This is a genomic window from Micrococcaceae bacterium Sec5.1 (assembly GCA_039636795.1).
Lineage (GTDB): Bacteria > Actinomycetota > Actinomycetes > Actinomycetales > Micrococcaceae > Arthrobacter.
Genome location: CP143430.1, coordinates 4,423,012 through 4,442,659 on the forward strand (window position 1 = coordinate 4,423,012; position 19,648 = coordinate 4,442,659).

Consider the following 19,648-nt stretch of genomic DNA (forward strand, 5'->3'; position numbering starts at 1 on the left):
CGTTTTCAGTCAAGCGTTCGGTTCTCGTTGAAGACCCGTTGAGCGGCATGGGTGCAGCTGGGCGTTGTGACAAGGTGGTCTTTGCTGCCCGTGTTAACTTGGGATGGGACCTGAGCCGTCCAAAGCCCCCGCAAGAAAAGAGCCTCACGTGGAATCGCCCCAGCCCTTTAGGATCCTCACCGTCTGCACAGGGAACATTTGCCGCTCCCCTGTGGCAGAACGGCTGCTGCAGGCGGGGCTGAACCACGCAAGCCCAGGATCATTCGAGGTTCGCAGCGCCGGCACCCGCGCCATGGTCGGAGAGCCGATTCAGCCCCTGTCGGCCAAGATGATCAGCACCTTCCGTGGCAGCCCCGACAACTTCGCTGCCAGGCAGCTCAACCAGAAGATCCTGCGGGAAACCGACCTCGTGCTTGCCATGACGTCCAGGCACCGGGGCGAAGTTCTTCAGCTGGATGCTTCTCTGCTAAAGCGAACGTTCACAATCCGTGAATTTGCCAGGATGCTTGCCGTCCTGGAGGCCCGTGGCGATCTTGTTCCGGAGGGCGACATCGTGGAATTCTGGCGGGCTCTTCCGGCCCGGGCCGCTTCCGTACGCCATTTGGCGCTGCCAGCCGATCCCGCCGATAACGACGTCGTAGACCCCTACCGACGTGCGGAAGAGGTCTACAACCAGATGGAGGATGAGCTGGCCCCGGCTATCCTGGGCATACTCCGGTTTGCGCGTCTGACAGCCCCGGCCTAGTTAGCTGTCTTTCTAGTTAGGTCGGACTAGTTAAGCCCAATCACTAACATCTGGCTCGTGCCGGGGATGCACGTCTGCAGGACAACTGCCGGGAAGCCACCGAAGACAGCCGCTACGTTGTTGGTGGTTCCTGGGTTGGGCACTTGTCCCCTTCCGGTCACTGTGTACGTGCCGTAGCCCGGGATGTTAACCGTTTGTCCCACACCGATGCCGGAGAAGCGTGCCCAACCTCCACAGAAGTCGTGCTCGGTGATGAACAATGCGTAGCCATCCGTGGGAGTGAAGTGGATGGGCCCAATGCAAGCGTCCACCAGGCTCTGGCCTCCGGATCCAGCCACGTAGATCGTCCAACCTGCGGCTACTGGAGCAGCAGCTTGCGCCGGAGCAGCCTGCGCAGGGGCCGCCTGGGCGGGGGCGGCAGCGGGTGCTGGTGCCGGCGCCGGATTGATGAGCGGAACAGCTGGTCCCGTAAGTTTCAAAACTTGGCCGGGCACGATGACCGAGTAGCCGCTCAGGCCATTGGCAGCCAACATCTCGTTCATGTTCACCCCGAACCGGGCAGCTATGGAACCCACTGTGTCTCCGCTGGCAACCGTATAAAGGTTGGTATCCACAGCTGGCGGCGCTGGTTCGGCCGGCGCAGCCGGTGCAGGCTCTGCAGGCGGCGCCACCGCTGGCACGGCCGGTTCGACGGCGGGAACCTTGGCTTCGGCTGCGGGCGCCACTGCTGCTTCACTCGCGGCGGCCGTGGCAGGGTTGGAATCTGTGGCCGGGTTGGAGTCAGTGGCCTGGGGAGCCGCCAGCTGTTCATTGGACACCGTTTGGCCCATATCAGCGGCGGGGTTGTTTGCCTGTGAAAGAACCCCAAAAATCAAAGGGATTAGCCCTATGACAACAATGATGGCAATTGCGATCAGAAGGACTTTATTCTTACGAGACCCAAGCAGCAGGGTACCGCCGGGCGCGCTCTTTGACAGAGTCGTTTGAAGCTCGTCATGATAAATGTTCATTGGGTATCCCAGAATCCAAGGCGTCGGTCTGAGCACGCAGAAGTCCCATGGGAGGGGCGTATGCGATAGCGCAGAAATGTTGTGGGGAGCACCACTCGTCACGTGCGAGGGAGCGAACCACCGCTGAGCCGGCGGAACAGAATTTCAGAAACCCTAGGGAACTTAATGCTAGGAATTGGCCATTGGCACCGCACGAGTAACAGATACTCGTCTTTTTCTCCGGAGTCCGGGAATTGCACTAAGTAGTACGCATCTTTTCCGGAACACACCACTTGCCTTGATCTTTTCCTGAGCAAGTGTTGATGGATTGCAGGAGTGGTTCTTGATCCTGGCCCGGCAAAGTGTTTCTTGTCAGCCACTCAGGGCCGGCACAGGAAACGGCCGGCCGGCAGCGGTGGCCTCCCGAAAGGACACTGATTCCCATGGCCATCAGCCTCAAGACCACCTCCGGCAAGGTCCTCGCTTCCGTCGCACTGCTCGGCACCGCAGCCGCGGTCGCCGGCATGGGAACCTACGGCGCGTTCACTTCCTCCACCTCGGCCAGTCAGCAAGTCACCGCCGGCACCGTCACCATCGCCCTGGGCACCGGAGCGAACAACACCCTCAACGTCCCGGTCGCGGGCCTGCTGCCCGGAGACAAAGTCGAAAAGCTCGTCACCTTGGCCAACACCGGCAACTCGGACCTGAACAACGTCACCCTCACGACCTCCGCCGGGGCCACCGCCTCACTGCTCACCACGGATGTGACCAACGGCCTGCAGCTGACCATCGAGAACTGCTCGGTCGCCTGGACCGGCGCCGCAGCCCCCTACACCTGCACGGGCACGAAGACCACGGTCATGGCCGCCGCCCCGGTGATCACCGCGAACAAGGTCCTGAACAACCTGAGCGCCCTCACCTCGGCCAAAACCGACTACCTCAAGGTCACCACCGCGTTCCCCACCACGGCCAATGACACCTTCCAGGGCGCCACCAGCACCATCGCCTTCGCCTTCACCGGCACCCAGCGCACCGAAACCATCAAGTAGCACCCTGCCAATCGGGATGATCCAGCAGAATCCTTCACCTCAGGCTCACCCGCTGTTCACGACGCCCCGAAACAGTGGAATCATGACTGATCTCTCGCGCCGCACCCTTGTCAAAACATCCTTAACCGGCCTGGCTTTGGCTGGCCTCGTAACGGGTACCGCTGCACCTGCACCCGCCGCCATCCCCCTGGTCCGCAAACGCCTCACACTCCCCACAGGAATCGCCACCGGCGATGTCACCTCGGATTCGGCAGTCCTCTGGTCACGCGCCTCGGGCCCGGGGCGACTCAACGTCCGCCTGCAAGCAGTGGACAGCGCGGGCGAAATCCTGCGGGGACGATATGGATTCAGCCGAACCATCCAGGGACCGCTCGCTACTGAAGCCAGCGACTTCACCGCCAAGATCCACGCCAAAGGACTTCCTGCGGGAACCCGCTTCGCCCTTGAACTTAACTTCGAGGACGAGAACGGACTTGGCGAGGCAGTCACGGGGACGTTCACCACAGCGCCCGGCTCATCGGTAAACAACAGTGCCGGGAACGGCGGTCCTGAAGACGAGCGCGAGGGCCGCAAGCCGTCGTCGTCATCGCAGTCCTTCGTGTGGACCGGCGATACTGCCGGGCAGGGCTGGGGCATCAATGAGGAGATCGGCGGTATGCGCGGCTACAAAGCAATGCACGCAACCCGTCCGGACTTCTTCATCCACTCCGGCGACACCATCTACGCTGACGGCCCCATTGCTGCCACTGTTACTGAGAAGGACGGCCAGGTGTGGCGAAACATCGTCACTCAGGAAGTCTCCAAGGTTGCCGAGACACTCGCCGAATATCGGGGCCGGCACCGTTACAACTCCCTGGATGCCAACATGCGGGCCATGTTCGCCGAGGTCCCGGTGATCGCCCAGTGGGACGACCACGAGACGCACAACAACTGGTACCCCGGCCAGATCCTGGACGATGCCCGCTACACGGAACGCAACGTGAACGTCCTGGCCGCCCGCGGCCGGCAGGCCTGGCAGGAGAACATGCCGATCGCAGATTCCGCGGCGTTATGGCGCCCGGGAACGTTCGACGCCGGCCAGTACCAACCTGCGCGCATCTACCGGAAGATTTCGCGCGGCCCGCAGCTGGACATCTTCTGCCTGGACATGAGGACCTACAAGTCCCCCAACACCGATGGCAAAGAACCGTACGCCACCAACATCCTGGGCCAGGAGCAGGTGGATTGGCTGATCAAGGAAGTACGCCAGTCAAAGGCAACGTGGAAGGTGATCGCAGCTGACCTGCCGCTAGGCATCATCGTGCCGGATGGTCCGGTGAACCAGGAGAGCCTCTCCAACCGAGATAACGGTGCTCCGCTGGGACGCGAACTGGAAATCGCCGGCGTGCTGAGCGCTTTCAAGCGGGACGGCGTCAAAAACACTGTGTGGCTGACGGCGGACGTGCACTACTGCGCAGCCCATCACTACTCCCCCGAACGAGCGTCTTTCACCGATTTCGATCCCTTCTGGGAGTTCGTGGCAGGCCCCATCAATGCTGGCTCGTTCGGACCCAACGACATGGATGGAACGTTTGGGCCGGAAGTGGTGTTCGCCAAGGCTGGTCGCTTCCCGGGCGAATCTCCGCGCGATGGCGAGAACCAATATTTCGGGCACGTGGATCTTGCCGCCGACAGCACCTTCACCGTAAGCCTCCGCAACGCCAATGGGGCTGTGCTGTTCTCGAAGACCCTCATCCCGCAGCGCTGACCCATGTGAGTCGCAGCAGAGCGCGTTATGAGCTGGCGATGTCAAGGGGTGCGTGCAACACGGCCGTGGTTAGGCTGCCTGTTCGAAGAGTAGCTGGTTGAGACGTTGTGCCGGGGTGTCCAGGTTCAGGGTGGGCCGTGGTCTGCGGTTCAAGGAGTCCTGGATCCGTTTGAGGTCCTTGGCGGTGTATTCGGACAGGTCCGTGCCTTTTTCGAACCAGTGGCGAAGTAGGCGGTTCGTGTTCTCGTTGGTTCCGCGCTGCCATGGTGAGTGGGGGTCGCAGAGGTAGACCGGAGCGTCCAGTTCCATGCGGATTTGTTCGTAGCCGGCAATTTCCGAACCGCGGTCCCAGGTGATGGTCCGGCGCAGGTGCTCGGGCAGGTCCTTCATTTGGGCGATCATTGCCGCGGTGACGGCGTCGGCGCCATGGTCCAGGGGTAAATGGAGGAGGATCGTGAACCGCGTACTGCGCTCGACCAGTGTGCCAATGGCGGATTTGCCGCGTGCTCCGATGATGAGATCACCTTCCCAGTGCCCTGGCACGGCGCGGTCGGCTACTTCAGCCGGTCGTTCGCTGATCTTCAGAGCATCGTTGAACCGGCCCCGGGTTTCGCCGTCCTGGGTCTTCTCACGAGGCACGCGGGCCTTGCGTTTGAGGCTCAAGTACTGAGAGAGGTCCTTGCGCAGTTGGCCGCGGGTCTGAACGTAAAGGCACTTGTAGATGGTCTCGTGGCTGATCTGCATGGATACATCATGGCCGTGTTCCTTGGCCAGGACATCGGAGATCAGCTTCGGACTCCACCCCTCTTCGAGGTTCTCGGCGATGAACGTCGACAACCCGGAGCTGATGATCTTGAACGGCTTGGGACGCAATGCCCGGGCAGCGGCCCGGGCATTGGCAGTCCCGGCATAGTAGAGACCGTCCGGGCCGCTGTTTCGGCGGATTTCCCGCCAAACAACACTCCGGTGACGCCCCAGCGTCGCGGCAATCCCGGCAACGCTCTTACGTTCCCGCAGACCGATCTGGATCTCTATCCGTTCATCCAGGCTCAACGGATGACCCGGGCCGGACGGGCTATCCGCCCGACCCGGACCCGCGATACCGCCTCCGCCTTTTCCCTTTATCAGCTCCATGGCACCAGCTTCATGCCACCACCTCGTGCCACCGCGCCTCGACACACCCACATCACCGGCAGCAACCGCCAACGCAGTGCCCGAGCAAACCAACGCTATGAAACGATCACGATCAACCTGACCAAACGAAAACCTTGTAACCAACGCAACCTCCACCGAAACCAGGAATGTTGCACTGACCATATGATTCCGCCGCTCTCAAAACGCGCTCAGCTGCGACTCAGATGGGGTCTCACAGGACGATAGAGTCTCACGGGACGTCACCTTTGTGTGTTGCCGGTCACTTAAGCACACTTTCGGCGTATGCTCTCCTCAGCGCAAAGGCAAGATGCGTTGTTCGCTTTTGGTGGGGCCACTTTCGAAGGCAGGGGTTCAGTGGCAGGAGTGAAGCACGAGGTTCTTCCGGTGCGCTCGTGGGCGCGCCAGGGCATGCCGCTTTACCTGGTTGCAGTCGGATTGTGCACCGTCCTTTTGGCCGTGGGGTTCGGAAGCGGTATCGGCACACCCACAGCTCAGCTGGCAGGCGACTTTGCCATCCTTATCGCCGCCCTGACTGCGCTGATGACACACACACGCGCGGCTCTACAGGGACACGGCAATACAAAAGCCCGTTGGTTCGTGGTTGCCGGTTTGGCTCTCTGGTCCTGCGGGCAAGCACTCTGGACCTTCAACGGCATAGTGCTGGACCACGCCTACCCCTTCCCTTCGGCCTCGGACATCGGATTCGTCGGCTATGCGCTGCCGGTCGCCGTCGGGCTTGTCCTCCTTTCCAAGGGCGACAGCGTCCGCATGTCGGTTTTGCGCACTGTCCTGGATGTCGGAACGGTGGCCAGCGCGGTTCTCTTCATCGCGTGGGGCGCAGTGCTGGGCCCGCTGATCGCGGCAGGCAACGTTGACATCCTGGCCTTTCTGACCACGCTGGCCTACCCCTTCGTTGACGTGGTTATGGTCTCGCTGGTGATCGTGCTGACCATGCGTGCCGCACGTGGCCGCCGCCTTCCGTGGCTGTGCCTGGGCTTGGGCTTCCTGGTGCTCGCGTTGACTGACTTGACCTACGTCCGGCTTACCGCTGAAGGCGTCACAGGTGTGACCGGATCCCCCTTGGCGCTTGGCTGGGTAGCAGCTTTCCTGCTCATCGGGTTCAGCCCCCTGGCTCCAGAGGCCAGCAGCAGCAAGAAAGACGGGCGCACGTATGCTGCGGCATTGGAACTCCTTCCGTACATTCCCGTTTTTGGTGCAGTCCTTTTCAACCGCAGCCGGGCCATCAACTTGGGAGACCCGATCCTGCTGATCACGGGCCTCCTGGTCTTGGTGTTCGTCATCGTGCGGCAGGTGCTGATCGTCGTCGAGAATGTGTCCCTTACGCGGGACCTGGAGTCAAAGGTGGCTGCCCGTACAGCCGAGCTTGAGGGCTTGGGAGCGATCGTGAACTCCTCCGGTGACGCCATCATTGGCAAGACGCCTGAGGGCGAGATCCTCAGTTGGAACCCGGGGGCTGAGCGGATTTTCGGCTACACGGCAGAGCAGGCCATAGGCAAGAACAGCGACTTCTTTATCCCCGGGGAATTGCGGGAAGCAGAACACGAGGCCCTTCGGACAACTGCCGAAAGCGGTGCCGTTCAAAACTTTGAGACCCTTCGCCAACGCGGAGATGGCGTCATCATCCCAGTTTCCGTAACTCTTTCCCCTGTCCGCGGCGAATCAGGCTTCAGGGGTGTGGCCACAATTTCCCGGGACATCACGGACCGCAAAGCTGCTGAAGCCGAGCTCCTGGCTGCCCGGGAAGCGGCCTTGGAATCGAGCAGGCTCAAGTCCGAGTTCCTGGCCACCATGAGCCACGAGATCAGGACTCCCCTGAACGCCGTAATCGGCCTGACGTCGCTCATGTTGGACACGCGCCTGAATGAGGTCCAACGGCAGTACGCCCAAGGAGTAAAGGGCGCCGGCGAGGTTCTGCTGACGCTGATCAACGACATCCTGGACTTCTCCAAGCTGGAAGCCGGGAAGGTGGACCTGGACATCACGGCCTTCGATCCGCGGGCGTTGGTGGAAGAGGTTGCCGGACTGGTTGCCGAGCAAGCCCAAAGCAAGGATCTTGAGCTGATCTCCTACTGCCACCCCAACGTGCCGGAACGGCTCATGGGCGACTCCGGGCGGATCCGCCAGATCCTGCTGAATCTGTCATCCAACGCGGTCAAATTCACCCCTTCAGGCGAGGTGGAAATCCAGGTTTCAGTGGTCAGCCAGGACTCAAACAAAGCCTCCCTTGGGTTCGAAGTCCGCGACACGGGAATCGGCATCAGCACCGAAGACCACCACCGGTTGTTCGAATCCTTCGCCCAGGCAGACGCCTCCACCACCCGCCGTTACGGCGGCACGGGCCTCGGCCTGGCCATCTCACGGCGACTGACGGAAGTCATGGGCGGCGAAATCGGACTCGACAGTGAAATGGGAGTAGGCAGCAAATTCTGGTTTGTCCTGGAACTGCCTGTCGGCCCACCCGCCACGGACACCGGGCTCCTGCCCGCCTCGCTTGCGGGCCAAAAGGTCCTGGTGGTGGACGACAACGCCACCAACCGCTTGGTACTGGAGACACAGCTTGCAAGCTGGGGAATGCACCCGGTGGCAGTCGCAGATGCGCGCACCGCTATGGACGAATACCGACTGGCTGTTTCCGACCACCACCCTTACGACATCGCCGTGGTGGACATGTGCATGCCCGACGTCGACGGCCTGGAACTGGCCCGCCAAATCAAGGAAGAAAGCAACGGCTCGGGCGGCCCGGGAATCATTCTCCTGACCTCCACCATGCAAGTGGACAAGGCCGATCTCACGTCCGCGGGGATCCGCGAGTACCTCACCAAGCCCGTACGGAGCTCCGAGTTCTACAACCGACTCCTGCGGCTTCTGGCCACGAAAACGATGGGCAAGGCAGCGCCCCTTGGAACGCAGCCCGAGCTGCCGCCCCGGGACCCGGAACTCCGCCTCGGCAAACTCCTGGTGGCTGAAGACAATGAGGTCAATCAGCTGGTGGCCCGCGGGATGGCGAACAGGCTCGGCTACGAAGTAGACATCGTCGACGACGGCGCGCAAGCCGTTGCTGCGACACTCACCGGAAACTATGCTGCCGTTCTTATGGACTGCCACATGCCGGTGATGGATGGTTTTGAGGCGACAAAGACGATTCGTTCCCGGGATGCCAAAACCGTGAGGATCCCCATCATTGCCATGACGGCCGGGGCCCTGAACGAGGACCGCGAGCGCTGTTTCGCGGCTGGCATGGACGATTACATCAGCAAGCCTGTGGATCTGGACAAGCTCCGCGACATACTGGCCCGGTGGGTGCCGCAGGAGCGGTTGGAGGCCCAACCGCAGCTGGCGGAAGCACCGCCGTCGACCGCTGTTGTTTTGGACGCTTCCGAGTCCGGCCACGCTGCCGAGCCCGACGAACCTGACGACGCTGGCAGTACCGTCCTGGACGAGGACAGGCTGCAGATTCTGCGTGAACTTGGGCCGGCGGACGGTATGGGCCTGCTGCCCGAAGCCATCAGGGCCTTCCGCGAGGAAGCCCAGCGTGCGCAGGAGAAATTGCGTTCGGCCCTTGAAAGCGGGCAGGCCAACGCGGTGGAGGCCGCCGCCCACAAACTCGCGGGCGCCGCGGCCAATATAGGCGCTACAGGCGCCGCCACCTTGGCCAAGGACTTGGAACGGCTGGGCCGTGAGGCGGGCCCGGATGTTGCAGCAGATGGAACGCCTGTACTTGATCAACTGAATTCGGAACTCGCACGGGTGGATGGGGCACTCGCGCGCACATTATTGGGAGCCCCATGAAAGTATTAATCGCCGATGACGACCAGATTTCCCGGATGATCACCAAGGCCGCCGTCGAGCAATCCGGTCATGACTGCATCGTGGCAGTGGATGGCGACTCGGCCTGGGACCTTTACCAGGCACATGCTCCGGCGGCCGTGGTGACGGACCTGATGATGCCGGGTTTGAACGGCTTGGATCTTTGCCGGGCGATCCGCGAGCGCGAGCAGGACACCTACACGTACGTGATCCTGGTGACCTCCCATGGTTCGCGAAAGGACGTCCTGGCAGGCATGGAGGCCGGCGCGGACGATTACGTTACCAAACCCTTGGACCCCTTCAACCTGCACATTCGCCTGCTTGCCGCGCAACGCATCACCTCGCTGCACGCAGACCTCGCAAAGTATCGAACGGCGCTGACAAAACAGGCCCGGACAGACCCCTTGACCAAGCTGAACAACAGGCTCAAGCTGACCGAAGACCTCGGACAACTGCACAGCAGAAGTGACCGCTACTCGCGGGATTATTGTCTGGCGATGGTGGATGTGGACAACTTCAAGAGCTACAACGATATTTACGGCCACCAGGCGGGAGACGCGGCATTGGTGGCCATCGCTTCGACGCTCGCCGGCGAGGTCCGTCAGTCCGACGGCGTGTACAGGTTCGGCGGCGAGGAGTTCCTCCTGGTCCTTCGGGAGCAGACGGCGGCTGGCGCCGAAGTGGTCATGGAGCGGATTCGGGCAGCTGTTCATGCGCTGCAGATCGAGCACTCCGGGGACCCCGACGGCATACTCACCATCAGCGCCGGTGTCTCGGCATTCGCTGATGGGCACCGCGCCGGGACGGAGCAGCTGCTGCGCGAAGCGGACCTTGCTCTGTACGCGGCAAAGGCATCGGGCCGGAACCGCGTCACGTTGGCCAGCACGCTTTCGCAGGGCTTGGAGTAAAACTGGCACCTCAGGTAGGGATGCTTCCGAAGAGGAAACGCCTCTTCACCATCACCCAAAGGAGTCCCAACACCACGGCGTACGCTGCTGTGTTGATGTAGATCTCGCCCTGCCGCAGCATAGGAATGTTGGCAACCACAGCGATCAGAACGACGTGCAGGACGAAGACATACAGTGTGGCTTGCCCCAGGGGGATGAAGAACCACCCCAACGCCCTTGCCACTGGTTTCCAGTAAGCGGTAAGGAAGGCGTACGCGGTGACCACGAGGACCAGGACATTCAACAGGCGTCCCGGATCCAGGTACGTGCGGCCAAAAAAGGCATCGTACATGGCCCGATAGGCGGTGTCCGGAATGATGGCCAAGCGAAGGTCAAAACTATTCGCCAGGTAGGGATTGCACCAGGACAGGAAGGTGAACGCCACTGACATCACTGTGCACACCGCAACCACCCAGCGATGTGCCAGCAGCCAGGCGGAGATTTTCCGGCGATGGAATCCTGCCACCATGCCAATGACAAACAGCACCTGCCACACGAGCAGAGGGAAGGAATCTTCAAACTGGGACGGCAGCAGCCGGAACCGGGTGATAGTGCCAACGGCATAAATCACGAGCGTGGCAGCCAACACCCACAACGCCTTTCCCTTGGTGAGGGCAGCGAGGATCAGTGGGCTGATCAGCAGCAGGATCACATAGAGGCCCATCACGTTGAACTGCCAGGGTCCGAACTGCAGCATCACGATGGCGGGAAGCACATTGGCGGGCACCGGGAACTGCAGCAGCGACTCCATTCCGGCGTAGAGGTCGTATGTGCGGCCGACGGCGTTGTGCCCGGCTCCCCCCGTTCCCTGATCTACGTAGGTCGTCAGGGCATCGGTCTGGAAGAATGGCAGCAAGGAAAGCAGGAAGACGCCCACGAGGACGGCAAGGGCTGTCACGTAGAGCTTGCCGGCGCGACGAGCGGTCAGGTCCACTACCTTGCCGAAGTCCTCTTTAACCTTGGGTCCGTAGACCATTCCCACAACGAATCCGGAGAAGAGGACAAACAGCTCCGCCCCGGAGACAAACCCTACGGCTTCCTGGGTCAGCAGCTGGAAGAGCGAAATCATGCCCAGGTGGTTGACCACCACGAACACAATTGCCACGCCGCGAAGGAAGTCAATGCGGGAGTCACGGCGCGATGCCTCTCCATACCCCCATGAGCCAACCGCAGCCACCCTGCGAGGAAGCTGCCATAGGGCGATGAGGATGATGGCCAAGGCCGCAGCGACCGTCCAGGCAGCAGCTCCGGACAAAGCGTTTGACCGGCCAGCTTGTTGCCCTCCGATGATGGCAGTGACGGGTGCCGTCGTTAGGCTCGACTTCGCCAATGCAGCACCTGCAGCTTCTGCCAGGGAGGCATCACCTGTTAGCCGCCAATCGATGCTTGCCACACCGGTATCCCGCGTACTCGTTCGTTCATCCCAAACTACGGCCGCGATCCTGTCAAAAGGCGTTGATGTGCTTGTTTGGAGCGTCTGGGTCCACCACGAAAGCTTGAGGTCTCGGTTCGCCATGGCGGTTACAGACGGACTGTAGAAGGCCGAGGTCTGCAGCACCATTGGCTTGCCTCGTTGTTGGACATAGGAAGAATAGAAATCCTCGCTGCCGGACCGGGTCAGCATGCTGGCAAGCTCGCCATCCGCGGGCAGCGTGTTGACCGCAGACTTGCCGCCGGTGTCATCGTGATAGGCAGTCAACCCAACCCAATCCACCACGTCATCGCCTGGATAGTAGGGTGCGTAGGCGGCGTCCGATCCGTTCCACGCGCCGTCTTTGTTGGTGTCCAGCGTGGCAAAGCCTTCTGTTCCTGGACTGGGTGCGTTCCGGTGCCGTTCAAAGGGGTAGCCCAAGGTAAGGCTGCCAGACCATGACCGTCTCGCCGTCGTCGGTTTTGAAGCCCTCGGCGACATTCCGAAATGCGGCCTTGTATTGGAGCGGCTGTTGGCCCCATTCTGTCCAACTCGCGTTCATGTCAGGCGCAAACCGGATCAGGAGCTGGCCGTGGAAATCGGATGCGAGGCTCTGGACTTTTGCGGCGAAGGCCTCTGCTTGAGCCCGGTCCACCTGATCAAGGGGTATGGAAGGCTGCACCGTGAGCATGGCGTGCGATCCGAGCGACGAGGCTTGAAGCAGGAATTGCCTGATGTCCTCCTCCTCACCCGATCGGATTGGCAGGGAGATCTCGTGCCCGAGCAGGGCAGGAGCTGCGCCCAGCCGTTCGGCGAAAGCCTGCGCGGAATCCTCGCCCCACTCCAGTACTGCACCGAGGAGGGGTTTGCCTTCCCCTGGATAAGCTGCATTCCCCGCGGCGTGTGCCGTCCCCACAGCGTGTGCCGTCCCCACAGCGTGTGCCGGACCCGTAGGCAGCGCGAGCAAGAGGAAAAGTGCGACAAGTAGCCAGACCGCCGGCCTCGCCACAGGATGTGATGACCTGGCTGTTCGCATGCTCCGTAGTCCCCCAAGAATTGCAACGTTCACCGATTCTGGCTGGCTGCCCGAGCAAAACTCTATAGGCCAGCGCCGTCTGCTGGGCGCTCTGAGCGAAATCGCTGGTTCCTTGTCAGAGGCCGTCTATAGAGTTGCCGTATGAGCCACACTTCCTCCGCGCCTGCCGCTGTCCCTGCCAACGGTTCAGCGCCGCAGCCGCCTGTTGCCAAACGTGTCCCCAGCCGCCGCGAACACCACGGTGACGTCTTTGTGGACAACTACGAATGGCTCCGGGACAAGGAATCCGCGGAGGTAGTGGAGCACCTCAAGGCAGAGAACGCCTATCAGGAGGCTGTCACCGCGCATCAGGCACCGCTCCGGGAAACAATATTCCAGGAGATCAAGGGCCGCACCCAGGAAACTGATCTGTCCGTACCCAGCCGTAAGGATGGCTGGTGGTATTACAGCCGTTCAGTGGAGGGCAAGGAATACAGCATCCATTGCCGGGTGGTGGCGCGGAACACTGGTGACCCCGTAACTGACTGGACTCCGCCATCCGTTGAGCCGGGCGTGGAGATCCCGGGCGAGCAGGTGCTTCTGGACGGAAACGTGGAAGCCGAGGGCCAGCCGTTTTTCAGCATCGGTGGCGCTGCCGTGACCATCGACGGCAACCTTTACGCATACGCGGTGGATAACTCCGGCGACGAACGATTCACACTGCGGATCAAGGACCTCCGGACGGGCGAACTCCTGCCGGACGTCATCGAGAACATCTTCTATGGCGTGGCGTTCTCCCCCGACGGCACCCGTATCTTCTACACCGTGGTGGACGATTCCTGGCGTCCCTACCAGGTCAAGTCACACGTCTTGGGCACGCCGGTTGCCGAAGATGAGGTTCTTTACCAGGAGGACGACGCCGCGATGTGGTTGGGGTTCGATCTCGCCTCTGACCGCCGCCACCTTGTGCTCAGCATCGGCTGCTCCGAGTTCAGCGAGACCCGGCTGCTCCGTTTTGACGATTACGACGCCGGGCTCAGCACAGTCATTCCGCGCGAGGAGCACATTCTTTATGAGGCCGAGCCCTTCCTCCTGGCTGGCAAGGAGACCCTGCTCCTGACCCACAACAAGGACGCCATCAACTCGATGGTGAGCCTGGTTGACCCGTTCGAGCTCACCAAGCCGCTGGCAGAGCAGCACTGGCGGACCGTCGTCGAGCATTCCGACGACGTCCGCGTCAACGGCGCGGGCGTCACGTCCACGCACCTCGTGCTGTCCATCCGGAAGGACACCATTGAGCGTGTTCAGGTGCTGCCACTCGCTGGACTGGGCACCCCGGAGCAGGCCGCGCCCGTGGAGCCGGCCTTCGACGAAGAGCTCTACACGGCCGGCGTTTCCAGCTCCGACTATGAGGCCCCCGTGATCCGCATGGGATACACCTCCTACTTCACACCGTCGCGCGTCTACGACTTCGTTCTGCCCACTCCTGAGCTGTCATCAGGCCAGCTGCTGCTTCGCAAGGAAAGTCCCGTCCTGGGCGGTTATTCCGGCGAGGATTATGTGGCCACCCGTGAGTGGGCAACCGCCGACGACGGCACCCGGATTCCGCTGTCAGTGCTGCACCACACTTCGGTACAGCAGGACGGCACGGCAGCTGGCTTGGTGTACGGCTATGGCTCGTACGAGATGAGCATGGACCCGGGCTTCGGCGTTGCCCGCTTGTCGCTGTTGGACCGCGGGATCGTCATGGTCATTGCGCACATCCGCGGCGGTGGTGAGCTGGGCCGTCACTGGTACGACGACGGGAAGAAGTTCAGCAAGAAGAACACTTTCACGGACTTCATCGCGGCCACCGACTGGCTGGCTGGTTCCGGCTGGGTGGACCCCTCCCGGGTTGCTGCCATGGGTGGTTCCGCTGGTGGCCTGCTCATGGGTGCCATCGCCAACATGGCTCCTGAAAAGTACGCGGCAGTGGTGGCTCAGGTGCCGTTCGTGGATCCATTGACCAGCATCCTGGATCCCGAGCTTCCCTTGTCGGCCTTGGAATGGGAAGAGTGGGGCAACCCCATCACCGATCCCGCGGCCTATGCCTACATGAAGTCCTACACTCCATACGAGAACGTACGGAGCGTGCCCTACCCCAAGATCGCAGCCGTGACTTCCTTCAACGACACCCGGGTTCTGTACGTGGAACCGGCCAAGTGGGTGCAGGCACTGCGTTCGGCAACCACGGGCTCCGAACCGATCGTCATGAAGATCGAGATGGACGGCGGCCACGGCGGAGCGTCCGGTCGGTACGTGCAGTGGCGCGAGCGGGCTTGGGACTACGCGTTTGTTGCCGACTCGCTGCGTGCCACGGAACTGCTTCCTGGAGCGGGGCTCAAGTAGCGGTGGAACGGGAACATGAGGCGCTGCGCTTGGCCGCGGGTCTCGTTGCCGCATCGCTTGCTCCTGGCGCTTTGAGTTTCGCTGAAAGAGGCTGTCGCTTCCGGATACACACCCGATGACCAGCTTGACTGGCTGGACGAGACAGAAGCCGTCGACGATCCCCGAGCCAGCGAGTGACGCCGAGGAAGGAAGCAGTCCCTCGCCCACTGCGCCGCTCCGAACAAGAAATCATCTTTGGAACGACAAACGCCCGAAAGGGCTGGATTGACGTTCTCGCTGTGCAACGAAACATCGTCGCACAGGCTTGGGAACGGCTTACTTCCGACCGCGTGAATCGTTTGCTGCTGAGGATGGAGTAGGCGTCGAGGTAGTCACGGGCGTAGCCGCGGGAGTAGACGGCGAGCAGTTTCGATGCGACTGAATCTTTCAGTGACAGCACGGGTCCGACGTCCACGATTGCGGGTTTGTTCTCCCACCAGTCCAAACCGAGATCAATCACGACCGTCGCATCGTCCTTGGCCACAGTCAGGCTGGCGAACTCCTCGTATTGGCGGGTGATCTCCACTGAGTATCCAGCACCGACAAGTGCGTAGGTGATTTTGTCCACGGCGGCCGCGAAGGTCTCGGGAGTATGCCAGCGGTGCTGGGCGAACAGGTCAATGTCCTCAGACATTCTGTCGATCACGCCGTGTGCGGCAAGTGCCTGTCCACCGGCGAGGATGAACCCGTCCGTGGCAAGAACAGAGAGAGCTATTTCCGTTGCTACGCGTTGAGCGTCGTCCATCCAGGATGTTCCTTGCTTTCGCGGTGTATGGGCAGCTGGGGAAAGGCGTCATTCCATAGCTGCCGGCACCGAGCGGGCAATCGCATGGAAGGCCACAAAGCAACCAGCCTGTCGGGGTTGATGATCCGGGCCATCTCTTCAGCGGATCCTGAGTTCTGCAGTGTCAGCTGGTAGAGCGTCCTGCAGCTGGCGTCATCGCCGACGTCATAGCGACGCTCTGGGCCCCAGTCCAAGTGGATGGGCAGTACCACATCACCGGATGCTGGCCCTTTCAGGTCTTCCAGTGAATCAGGGAGGAGGTAGACCAGGGAGTCGGCGATAGTGTGCCTGACCTCTGGTCCATATACGTACTCTCGCAGTCCGGCACGGACACGTTCAGCGACTGTGGTCCCTTCCCGGGCCGCTTTGGCGTGTGCCTGGTTCCATAGCTCGTTCTCAACACGGACCGAACGCCTGGGCGTGCCTGCCGACATTGTTGACCTTCTTCCAAGGGGCTTCCGTCCCATCTTACAAGGTGTCATGACACCTTGTAAGCCCATGAGCCCTCCAACGTTGTGCAGATAGCTGGCATAGTTGGCCGGGCTCAAGTAGCGGTTAGTGCCGGACGAGCATGCTGATCCACATCCCGGCGAGCCAGTCCGAGAACCGTTCGTCGCTCCATCCGCACTGGCCCACGAACCGGGTCCAGAGTGTGCCGTCCATGGTCGCGAACAGCACGTCGCGGCATTCCTCCTCTGTGACGCCAAGCTGCCCGGTGGCGCCGGCGGCGTGTGCGTAGCGCGTTGCCACATCCAAACGACGGTCGGCCCATTCGGTGAGCATGTCGACGGCGTCGGGCTCGCTCGCGGCTGCTCCCGTGAGCGCCTCAAGGAGAGGGGCAATCCGCCGATTGCTCGCGGTTACGAATGCGGCGTGGCGTCGGATCCTGGTTGGCAGGTCCGGTTCGGTCAGGATGGCCTGCATTTCGGCCCTGTCATAGAGGGTCACGTCCGCCTCGTCGCCGCGGAAATCGACATACCAAACGTGCCGGAGCAGCGAGGCTTTCGTGCGGAACGTCGCGTAGACAGTTTCGACGGCGACGCCCGCCCGTTCAGCGACCTGCTTGACCGTGGTCTGCCCGTACCCCTGCGAGATAAACAGCCCGTTCGCCGCCGTGATGATGCTTCGCCGCGTTTCCGCAGCCTGCTGTTGGCGGCGGGTGGAATCGTACGACCTCTTGATTTTTGCGCCCATTGGGTACAGTATAACAGTATTCAAAACAGTCTCACTGTAATGGAGTTGGTCATGTCTACTGAGACCGATGCTTTCCTCACTGAAATAGTTCCCCAACAACAGGCCGCGGACAGTGCAATCCACGACGGCGACGCCGGTCCCCGCCTCGCGCTGTGGTCGCAAAACGATCCGCTGACGCTCTTCGGTGCGAGCCTCAGCGGCAGCGGCCGGGCGGAGCTTGAGCCCATGTTCCACAACGTCGCCTCGTGGTTTTCGCACTCGGATTCGTTCGATCTTGAGATCATCGCCGCCGGTCTAAGTGGAGACCTCGCCTACACCGTCGGCTATGAGCACAGCATCACCACCGTTGAGGGCACTCCCCGGAAATACAGTTTGCGGGTGACCCACGTCTACCGTCGTGAAGACGGCGCCTGGCGGATAGTGCATCGTCACGCGGATTTTCCAACGGCAGAGGCCAGCGTTCCGTTGCCCCCTGGTCGGGCTGATCCAATGACGGGCGAGCGGCCGGTCATGGTTAAGGAGACCGAGGCCTTCCTCGCAGAGATCCTGCCGAAGCAGCGGGACATGACTGTGGCCCTGCACAAGGGCGACGTGACAGCACGAATCGCTTTGTGGTCGCACACTGACCCCACCACCCTGTTCGGTGCGCACATCTCCGGAGTGGGTTGGAACGATCTGGAGCCCAAGTTTCGCCAGGAAGCCCGACGATTCGAAGGCGCCACCGGGTTCGAGTTCGAGGTTGTCGCGGCCGCTGCCAGCGGAAGCCTCGCATACATCGTGGGGTTGGAGCACAGCCACGCCGTTGTTGATGGGGTCCCGGCCGACTACACGATGCGAACAACGCACGTCTACCGTCGCGAGGACGGCGCCTGGCGGATCGTTCACCGGCACTCGGACCTTATTCCAGTTCAACGGTCCCGGTGACCACAGTGCCACCCTTTGTGGTGGCGGGCGCGGAACCTAGTGCTGGCGGCGCGGACCTTAGAGTTGGCGGGCGCGGAGCAGGGCGAAGTATCCCGGAATGAGGTCCGGATCTGACGGGTTGCTCAGCGGCCGGGTCTCGATGCTCGTCGCGCCTTCCTCCAAAAGGTTCCACTCCGCCGTCGGGAACGCCTTGGCACGCTGGGCGGCGCCGAAGCGGCCCGGCATCGGCAAGCCCTTGATGGCCCACTCCAAGGGAGCAGGAATGGAGTCGCGGGTGGCTCCGAGGTGGCTGACGTAATCCACGGGGCTGCCTGGAAAGTTGGTTTCGGCCAGGAAAACGCTGCCGCGGGTCCCGACGACGGGCAGCAGGTTTGCGGCCAGAGCTGCCCTTCCTTTGGAATCGAGGACGTGCAGTACGCCCCGGATGAACACGTTGGCATCGCCTGCCCAGCCCGCAGCTTCAAGGGCCGTCACGACAGTCCGCGCAGCGTCAGGTGCCGTCATATCGCACACGGCGAATGACGCCGTCGTGACGTCCGCTGACTCTTGCCGGGCGCGATCTACGGCGTTCGAGGAGTAATCGAGCCCAAGGGCATGCGGGAAATGATCGGCCAGCAGACGCGTGAAGCTGCCGTTGCCACACCCCACATCCACCACGGGAAGAGACTGATCCATCCGGGCGAATTTGGGCAGGTAACCCTCAAGTTCATGAGAGCTGCCCGAATCCCACAACACATCCCCGGCGGCCCCGGTGGTCCGGACGCTGCCCCAGTAGCGATCCCACGCTGTGAGCGGGTCCTTGGGCGCCGCCGAGGAAAGCCTGATCAGGCGGGGAATCAGCAGGTATTTCCGAAGCGCGGAGAGCATGCTCCAAATATATGTGGCGCTATTGCTCTTTCAGCCAAAGCAGGGCTTCTGTTTCTGAAGTAAAGAACCTCGTGGGGCACGGGGGTTTCATGATGCCAATGAAGAAGTTGGCGATGACCCGGTCCACGGGGGACGAACCCCAGAGGGCGATACTTGAGGCCTGGCAGGGTTTGGCGAACACTGAACGGGCGCCCCGGCTGACGTCAGCCGTGGTGGCCATATCCACGATCATCGGGTGGCGCGCTTCGCCGCAGATCTCGTTGACCCGATCCATCGCCCTTTGCGCGTCCGCCTCCTGGATCCTGGATCCGCGCGGCCACGTTAGCCGCAGGATTCCCGTGTCTTCGAGTTCCAACTCGAACGTCACCTCTTGGTGGTCCTGCGGTGTGGCTGGCTGGTTCACAGATCTCCTTGGCATTTCCTTACGGACGGCAGGAGGACCAAGCCTCCCCCTGGGCTTTCACCCTCTAGGCTGTCGAATCGGGCGCCGAATGTAAAGGCTATCTTCCCCGACGCAATGCCTTCCGCGGCGACGCAAATGAGCATCAAATGCCCCTGCAGGGCCG

Annotated in this window: 16 protein-coding genes; 7 read left to right on the forward strand and 9 right to left on the reverse strand. The window is 61.8% G+C overall.

The features are described from left to right. Positions 1-148 precede the first annotated feature (148 nt). Positions 149-745 (forward strand): low molecular weight phosphatase family protein, encoded by a 597-nt coding sequence (locus VUN82_20150; protein XAS71375.1) that lies wholly within the window; start codon positions 149-151, stop codon positions 743-745. Between the two features lie 26 nt (positions 746-771). Here VUN82_20150 and VUN82_20155 read toward each other — a convergent pair whose 3' ends face one another. After that, a complete protein-coding gene (locus VUN82_20155; GenBank protein ID XAS71376.1) occupies positions 772-1,755 on the reverse strand; it encodes a LysM domain-containing protein in 984 nt (327 codons plus the stop codon). 422 nt (positions 1,756-2,177) lie between these two features. Here VUN82_20155 and VUN82_20160 point away from each other — a divergent pair, with 422 nt between their 5' ends. Together VUN82_20160 and VUN82_20165 are read left to right on the forward strand one after the other, a co-directional pair. Beyond that, on the forward strand, positions 2,178-2,783 hold the full coding sequence (locus VUN82_20160; protein ID XAS71377.1) for a TasA family protein: 606 nt from the start codon (positions 2,178-2,180) through the stop codon (positions 2,781-2,783). Positions 2,784-2,865: 82 nt separating this feature from the next. Further along, positions 2,866-4,530 carry an alkaline phosphatase D family protein gene (locus VUN82_20165; GenBank protein XAS71378.1) on the forward strand — a complete coding sequence of 555 codons (1,665 nt, stop codon included), beginning with the start codon at positions 2,866-2,868 and terminating at the stop codon, positions 4,528-4,530. 69 nt (positions 4,531-4,599) lie between these two features. Here VUN82_20165 and VUN82_20170 read toward each other — a convergent pair whose 3' ends face one another. Further along, a complete protein-coding gene (locus tag VUN82_20170; protein XAS74748.1) occupies positions 4,600-5,808 on the reverse strand; it encodes an IS30 family transposase in 1,209 nt (402 codons plus the stop codon). A gap of 231 nt (positions 5,809-6,039) precedes the next feature. On the opposite strand from VUN82_20170, the gene VUN82_20175 reads away from it, so the two are divergent. Both VUN82_20175 and VUN82_20180 read left to right on the forward strand, forming a co-directional pair. Further along, positions 6,040-9,495 (forward strand): response regulator, encoded by a 3,456-nt coding sequence (locus tag VUN82_20175; GenBank protein XAS71379.1) that lies wholly within the window; start codon positions 6,040-6,042, stop codon positions 9,493-9,495. After that, on the forward strand, positions 9,492-10,421 hold the full coding sequence (locus VUN82_20180; GenBank protein ID XAS71380.1) for a diguanylate cyclase: 930 nt from the start codon (positions 9,492-9,494) through the stop codon (positions 10,419-10,421). The genes VUN82_20175 and VUN82_20180 overlap by 4 nt, the downstream gene beginning before the upstream one ends. Positions 10,422-10,431: 10 nt before the next feature. On the opposite strand, the gene opgC is transcribed toward VUN82_20180, so the two are convergent. Both opgC and VUN82_20190 read right to left on the reverse strand, forming a co-directional pair. Then, positions 10,432-12,312 carry an OpgC domain-containing protein gene (gene opgC / locus VUN82_20185; GenBank protein ID XAS71381.1) on the reverse strand — a complete coding sequence of 627 codons (1,881 nt, stop codon included), beginning with the start codon at positions 12,310-12,312 and terminating at the stop codon, positions 10,432-10,434. After that, positions 12,296-12,940, reverse strand: coding sequence for a hypothetical protein (locus tag VUN82_20190; protein XAS71382.1), 645 nt, complete (start codon positions 12,938-12,940; stop codon positions 12,296-12,298). The genes opgC and VUN82_20190 overlap by 17 nt, the downstream gene beginning before the upstream one ends. A gap of 108 nt (positions 12,941-13,048) precedes the next feature. Here VUN82_20190 and VUN82_20195 point away from each other — a divergent pair, with 108 nt between their 5' ends. After that, positions 13,049-15,274 carry a S9 family peptidase gene (locus VUN82_20195; GenBank protein XAS71383.1) on the forward strand — a complete coding sequence of 742 codons (2,226 nt, stop codon included), beginning with the start codon at positions 13,049-13,051 and terminating at the stop codon, positions 15,272-15,274. Here VUN82_20195 and VUN82_20200 read toward each other — a convergent pair. The 3 genes from VUN82_20200 to VUN82_20210 form a co-directional block, all read right to left on the reverse strand. Continuing rightward, positions 15,267-16,058, reverse strand: a complete 792-nt coding sequence (locus tag VUN82_20200; GenBank protein XAS71384.1) for a nucleotidyl transferase AbiEii/AbiGii toxin family protein — start codon at positions 16,056-16,058, stop codon at positions 15,267-15,269. The genes VUN82_20195 and VUN82_20200 overlap by 8 nt on opposite strands. Next, positions 16,037-16,531, reverse strand: coding sequence for a hypothetical protein (locus VUN82_20205; GenBank protein ID XAS71385.1), 495 nt, complete (start codon positions 16,529-16,531; stop codon positions 16,037-16,039). The genes VUN82_20200 and VUN82_20205 overlap by 22 nt, the downstream gene beginning before the upstream one ends. A gap of 121 nt (positions 16,532-16,652) precedes the next feature. Continuing rightward, positions 16,653-17,291 (reverse strand): helix-turn-helix domain-containing protein, encoded by a 639-nt coding sequence (locus VUN82_20210; GenBank protein ID XAS71386.1) that lies wholly within the window; start codon positions 17,289-17,291, stop codon positions 16,653-16,655. A 51-nt stretch (positions 17,292-17,342) separates the two neighbouring features. Between VUN82_20210 and VUN82_20215 the strand changes: the two genes are divergently transcribed. Further along, the gene (locus VUN82_20215) at positions 17,343-18,215 is read left to right on the forward strand and encodes a nuclear transport factor 2 family protein (GenBank protein ID XAS71387.1); all 873 of its coding nucleotides are present in this window, start codon (positions 17,343-17,345) and stop codon (positions 18,213-18,215) included. Between the two features lie 57 nt (positions 18,216-18,272). Here VUN82_20215 and VUN82_20220 read toward each other — a convergent pair whose 3' ends face one another. Together VUN82_20220 and VUN82_20225 are read right to left on the reverse strand one after the other, a co-directional pair. After that, positions 18,273-19,082, reverse strand: coding sequence for a class I SAM-dependent methyltransferase (locus VUN82_20220; GenBank protein ID XAS71388.1), 810 nt, complete (start codon positions 19,080-19,082; stop codon positions 18,273-18,275). Between the two features lie 19 nt (positions 19,083-19,101). Further along, positions 19,102-19,485 (reverse strand): STAS/SEC14 domain-containing protein, encoded by a 384-nt coding sequence (locus VUN82_20225; GenBank protein XAS71389.1) that lies wholly within the window; start codon positions 19,483-19,485, stop codon positions 19,102-19,104. Positions 19,486-19,648: the final 163 nt, after the last annotated feature.